Source organism: Thiocapsa sp. (genome assembly GCF_011390875.1).
In the GTDB taxonomy this organism is placed as follows: Bacteria; Pseudomonadota; Gammaproteobacteria; order Chromatiales; family Chromatiaceae; genus Thiocapsa.
The window spans coordinates 1-5,569 of the sequence record NZ_JAABRP010000271.1; the positions used below are offsets into that span (position 1 = coordinate 1).

Below are 5,569 nucleotides of genomic sequence, written 5' to 3' on the forward strand. Positions count from 1 at the left end.
CCCGGCCTTGAGCTCGACGAAGAATTGCTCGCGGGTCGGCCGGTCCAGACCGGCGGCATCCAGCTTGCGTCGATAGTGCGCGAGCAGGGTGCGTGGCTCGAAATGGACATAGCTCAGCAGCTCGTCGGTCGAGTCGCCGCGCTCGGCGTCGAGCAGACGGTAGCCGCCCGGCGCGCTCGCATCCAGCTCGACATTCACCGCATCCGTGTCGCCGAAGAGGTTGTGGATGTCGCCGAGGATCTCCTGATAGGCACCGACCATGAAAAAACCGATCAGATAGGGTGCCCCCGAGCCGGCGCCGGCATGCACCGGCAGACTCGCCTCCACGCCGCCCTCGTCGACATAGTGGTCGATACAGCCGTCCGAATCGCAGGTCAGATCATGCACCATCGCCCGGGCGTTCGGCAGCTCGTCGAGACGCTGGATCGGCACGATGGGGAAGATCTGATCGAGCGCCCAGACGTCCGGCATCGACTGGAACAAGGAGAAGTTGCAGAAGAGCTTGTCGGCGAGCAGTGCATTGACCTCGTCGGCCAGCTCGCGGTGGCGTCGGATCGCCGGGTCGAGCCGTCCGGCCAGGCGCCGACAGATGGCGAAGAAGAGCTCCTCCGCGCGGGCCCGTCCGGTGAGGTCGAGTCGATCCGCCGCAAAGCGCTCCCGTGCGGCCGCCATCAGCTCGCGCGCCTCGGAATAGACCTCCTGCGGCGGCGCCTGGTCCGCGGCGCGAAGCTGTCCGGCCAGCGCATCGAGCAGCGGATCCCCTTCGTCGGACTTGGGCAGGACTCCTTGGCCGCCGGCCTCCTCGCGATCGATCACGTTGGTGATGAGGACAGCGTGATGCGCGGTGAGCGCGCGACCCGATTCGCTCAGCAGGTCAGGCTCGGGCAGGCCCCGTTGCCGACACTCGGTCGCGACACTCTCGACGATGGCGCTCGCGTAACCTGCGAAGCTGTAGTTGACCGAGCAGTAGTTGCGCGTGCGGGTCCCCTCGTAGTCGACACCCAGCCCGCCGCCGACATCCAGGATCGCGATCGGCGCACCCAGGCGGCGCAGCTCGGCATAGAAGCGAACCAGCTCCGCGACACCGGAGCGGATGTCCTGAAGATTCGGGATCTGAGAGCCCAGGTGCGCATGCAGCAGATTGAGCCAATGCAGCCGCCCGGCGGACTCGAGCGTGCGGACCAGCTCCAGAATCTGGTTGGCCGAGAGTCCGAACTTGGCCTTTTCTCCGCCGCTGCTCTGCCAGTTCCCCGCCGCCGCGGCGGCGAGCCGCGCCCGTACGCCGAGCAGGGGCTCCACGCCGAGCCGCTCGGCTTCTTCCAGGATGAGCCCCACCTCGGACGGCTTCTCGATCACGATCTGCACCCGCAGACCCAACCGTCTCCCGATCAGGGCGAGCCGGATATACTCGCGGTCCTTGTAGCCGTTGCAGACCACCAGACCCTCGGGCGGCGAGAGTGCCAGCACCGCCATCAGCTCGGGTTTGCTGCCGGCCTCAAGGCCCGCGTGACCGGAGCGCAGGATCTCGCGCACCACGCCGGCTTGCTGGTTGACCTTGATCGGATAGACGGGTTGGTAGCGACCGCTGTAACCGCTCGCCGCGCTCGCATCCACGAAGGCCTGGTGAAGCGACTCGACGCGATGGCGCAGGATGTCGTTGAAGCGCACCAGCACCGGCAGCGACAGGCCCTCGGTGTCGAGCTGCTCGGCCAAGAGGGCCAGATCGACCTCGGTTGCGCCGTTCGGGTTCGGTCGCGCATAGAGATGACCTGCGGGGTTGATCCCGAAATAGCCCTCGCCCCAGCGGTCGATGGCATAGATTTGATTGCAGCGCTTCACACCTTGGTCCATTGCGAGGAGGTCTCGTTCGGTGATGTCGATAGGAGGATGGTAAGGCATGATTGCGAAATCCGTGCGGTTCCGCCGTCGCTTGGCGCTGCTCCTGATCCCGATCGGTCTTCTGCTTGCGGTCGCGGTCTGGACCTGGTGGGCCGAGGGGCATCCGCGCGAAGAGCGGCGCCTGCGGGTACTTGTTCATGACAAGCTCGACGAGTGGTTTCCGCAGGCGATGGCGCCGGTGGACGGCTGGCATGGTCTCATCCCGCGCATCCAGGTCGTCCCGGACGGGGCCGAGCCCATCCTGCCGCGGGTCCTGCTGATCCATGGGCTCGACGAGCCCGGCGACATCTGGGACGACCTCATCCCCGTGCTCGGTTCTGCCGGTTTCGAAGTCTGGGAATTCCGTTATCCCAACGACCAAGGTGTCGACCGCAGCACCGACCTCCTCGCCGCGCAGTGGCTTGAGCTTCCGGCGGACCGGCCGGTCGTCTTGATCGGGCACAGCATGGGCGGGCTGATCATCCGCGACTTCGTTACCCGCTGGCGAAGCCCTGTGGGCGCGCCCGCGCGAGTCGAGGGCGCCGCCGTGCGTGGTGTGATCCTGGTCGGCACACCCAATCAGGGCTCGGAATGGGCGCGTCTGCGTATCTGGCTGGAGCTGCGCGACCATCTGGCCGCCGGACCGGAGCGACGTTTCTCGCTCTTCGCCGGACTGCGCGACGGCATCGGCGAGGCCAAGATCGATCTGCGTCCCGGCAGCGCCTTTCTAGAGGATCTAAACGGACGGCCCTGGCCCGAATCTGTTCCCGTCCGTCTGATCGGCGGTCTTCTCACCGAGCTACCCGAGTCGATGGCCTCGAGTCTCCATGCCATCTCCGCCGAGCTCGGGTCGCTCGATCTTGCCGAAGCGCTCGATGACTGGTGGTCGAGCCTCGGCGAGGGTTTGGGCGACGGCGTCGTCCCCCTCGCTTCGCTGCGGATCCCCGGCGCTCCTTCGCCGGTTCTTGTAAGAGCCTCACATCGCGGGATGCTTGCGCGCCTGTTCCCGAACGATCCCGAGCCGGAGGCCATCCCGCACATCGTTGCCATCCTTGAAGAGTGGTCCGGGCGATGAACCTCCGGTGTTGTCACGCGGTCTGCTCTTCGCGATGCGGCCTTCAAACCGGACACCGCTGACGTCACGCGGCCGGTACGAGATGCCCCAACCCAATGCTAGGATGATGAAATGACGGCCAAACCACCGGAACAAAAAGCGGACATCCCGGCGGACATTCCATCGGACATTACGGCCGACGCGGAGCCAGACCTAGACCGCGGGGAATCCGTCGGCATGATGGAGCCACTCCTCATCGGCGAAGGTGCGAGGCAACGTGCCGCTTTGACCGACCTTGCCATTGAGCTGGCAGCGAAGTCAGCCGGCCTGCGTCGGAGCCTACCGTCCGGCATCGTCAGCGCCTTGGCCGATCTCGTGCGGTCGATGAACTGTTACTACAGCAACCTGATCGAGGGGCACGACACTCATCCGGTCGACATCGAGCGCGCGCGCAAGGGTGACTACAGCGGCGATCCGGAGAAACGTAACCTCCAGCTCGAAGCGCAAGCCCATATCGCCGTGCAGGCATGGATCGACGCGGGCGGGCTCGATGATCGTGCCTTTACGGTCGCCGGGTTGTGCGAGCTGAGCAAGCGGTTCGGCGAGCGGCTTCCGGATGAACTCCTTTGGGTCATTGAGCCTGAGACCAAGGCACGCATGCGGGTCGTGCCGGGTGCGTTACGCACTCGTGACGTTCGTGTCGGCCGCCATATCGCCGTCAGTCCGGGCGCCGTCCCCCGCTTCCTCGCCCGGTTCGAGGACGCCTATGCCAACCAGGGAACAACGGGCGCCATCCTGGCCGCGGCGACGGCGCACCACAGACTCTTGTGGATACACCCGTTGCTGGACGGGAACGGTCGGGTTGCGCGCCTGATGTCCTACGCCGTTCTGCGTCGGACCCTGGAAACCGGCGGTCTCTGGTCCGTTGCCCGCGGATTGGCCCGCAACGAAGGCACCTACAAGTCACTGCTTGCCAACTGCGATCTTCCGCGCCGCAACGATCTCGACGGGCGCGGACATCTCAGCGAGGAGGCCCTCGTTGACTTCACGGCCTTCTTCCTCCGGGTCTGCATCAACCAAGTCGACTTCATGGAGGGATTGGTTCAGCCCGAGCGACTTCGGCAGCGCATTCGGACTTGGGCGGAAGACGAGATCCGTGCCGAACGCCTGCCCGCACGGTCGGGAGCCCTTTTGGAGGCGGTCCTCTACCGAGGCGAGCTGCCGCGCGGCGATGTTGCCGGACACCTCGGGGTCGGAGACCGTCAAGCACGCCGGATCACCTCCGCCCTGCTTGACCGCGAGGTCCTCGCATCAGAAAGCACCCGCGCCCCCCTGAGACTCGCTTTCCCCGCCGCCCTCGCACCCCGCTGGATGCCCGGCCTCTTCCCGGACCGGCATTGAGGGTGATCGTCCGGCCCGATGGCGACTCAGGGCGCTCGCATATTCTGTTGGAGATGCTGCGCCTGACCCGCCGTGAATTCGTCGGGTGTGATTCGCCCGTCGCCGTTCAGATCGATCGCCTCGAACGATGGTGCGTTCGCGAGGTTTCGCATCGGGTAGCCTTGTTGCGAGCGCTCTTTGATGCGATTGGCCCGCGCCTCGTAGAATTCCTGCTCGGTCAAAGCGCCGTCGCCGTTCAAGTCGAATTCGGCGAAGGCAGGCATATTTCGACCCATGCCCGCTCCAGGTCCCATTCCCATTCCTCCGCCTGGTCCCATACCGGCGCCGGGTCCCATGCCGCCGCCCGGTCCCATACCCCCACCGGGCCGTCCCTGCATTCGGGATTGCTGCACCGTTGCAAACTCCTCCGGCGTCATCTGCCCGTCGCCGTTCAGGTCGAAGTCCGAAAAGGCCGGGGCGTTGGCCGCCCCCCGCATCGGTGCTCCCTGAGCCGCACGCTCGGCCATCCGTTGAGCCCGCGCGGTGTCGAACTCCTGCTCGATCACGATCCCGTCTCCGTCGAGATCGAACGCCGAGAAGGTCATGGGGCCGCGCGGCGGCGCGGGTTGCTGGGCGAGGGCTAAGGGTGCGGCGAAGGCCGCCGCGACCGCTGCTGCTATGATGGATCTACGCATCGTCGTCTTCATGGATACCTCCGTGGTGCGATCGGGTGAAGGTCGGTGCCGATCTCGGCGTGACCCGCTCACCTCTATCCCCTATTGAAGCACCTGAAGATGCAGAGAGTGTGAAATCGGAGCGGTGCCGGTCGTCAGGCGTCAACCTTTCGAAAACGCACGAAATAATTTCCGCGCAGCTTGATCGGCTCGTCGATCAGTTTGAAACCGGCCTGCTCGACCTCCCGAATCACCTCCTCTCGCCCTGCCCTCACGTGCCCCAGGATCCAGCGACTGCTGACCCCCGGTTCGCGTCTGAAATCGATGATCGCCAGTATTCCGCCGGGCACCAGTGCCCGGCGGATCGAGTCGAGCATCGAGCGCGGATACTCGAAGTGGTGGTAGGTGTCGGCGATGAACACCAGATCCACGCTATCGGGCGGTAGGTCGGTGCTCTTCTGCTGACTGAGGACCGGGAGCACATTGCCGAAGCCCGCCTGCGCCGCGCGAGCCGCGATCGCCGTAATGAAGCTCTCCGAGATATCCACCGCGAAGACCTGTCCGGTCGGACCGACTGCCTCCG

General features: G+C 65.6%; 5 protein-coding genes. 2 read left to right on the forward strand and 3 right to left on the reverse strand.

Annotated elements, in window-relative coordinates:
- Positions 1 to 1,851, reverse strand: a 1,851-nt coding sequence (gene speA, locus GPT33_RS16800) for a biosynthetic arginine decarboxylase (RefSeq protein ID WP_296811251.1), incomplete at its 3' end; no start/stop codon positions are given.
- A gap of 46 nt (positions 1,852 to 1,897) precedes the next feature.
- On the opposite strand from speA, the gene GPT33_RS16805 reads away from it, so the two are divergent.
- Complete coding sequence (locus GPT33_RS16805) at positions 1,898 to 2,953, forward strand: alpha/beta fold hydrolase (protein WP_296811255.1); 1,056 nt, start codon at positions 1,898 to 1,900, stop codon at positions 2,951 to 2,953.
- 216 nt (positions 2,954 to 3,169) lie between these two features.
- The gene (locus GPT33_RS16810) at positions 3,170 to 4,333 is read left to right on the forward strand and encodes a Fic family protein (protein WP_296811258.1); all 1,164 of its coding nucleotides are present in this window, start codon (positions 3,170 to 3,172) and stop codon (positions 4,331 to 4,333) included.
- A 26-nt stretch (positions 4,334 to 4,359) separates the two neighbouring features.
- On the opposite strand, the gene GPT33_RS16815 is transcribed toward GPT33_RS16810, so the two are convergent.
- Both GPT33_RS16815 and GPT33_RS16820 read right to left on the reverse strand, forming a co-directional pair.
- Positions 4,360 to 5,019, reverse strand: a complete 660-nt coding sequence (locus tag GPT33_RS16815; protein WP_296811261.1) for an EF-hand domain-containing protein — start codon at positions 5,017 to 5,019, stop codon at positions 4,360 to 4,362.
- Positions 5,020 to 5,141: 122 nt separating this feature from the next.
- A partial coding sequence (locus GPT33_RS16820; protein WP_296811264.1) for a class I SAM-dependent methyltransferase occupies positions 5,142 to 5,569 on the reverse strand: 428 nt, incomplete at its 5' end.

What these genes read in the sequence shown, in the direction of transcription:
- GPT33_RS16805 (WP_296811255.1), top strand. Translation starts at nt 1,898, where the DNA reads ATGATTGCGAAATCCGTGCGGTTCCGCCGTCGCTTGGCGCTGCTCCTG.
- GPT33_RS16810 (WP_296811258.1), top strand. Translation starts at nt 3,170, where the DNA reads ATGATGGAGCCACTCCTCATCGGCGAAGGTGCGAGGCAACGTGCCGCT.
- GPT33_RS16815 (WP_296811261.1), bottom strand. Translation starts at nt 5,019, where the DNA reads ATGAAGACGACGATGCGTAGATCCATCATAGCAGCAGCGGTCGCGGCG.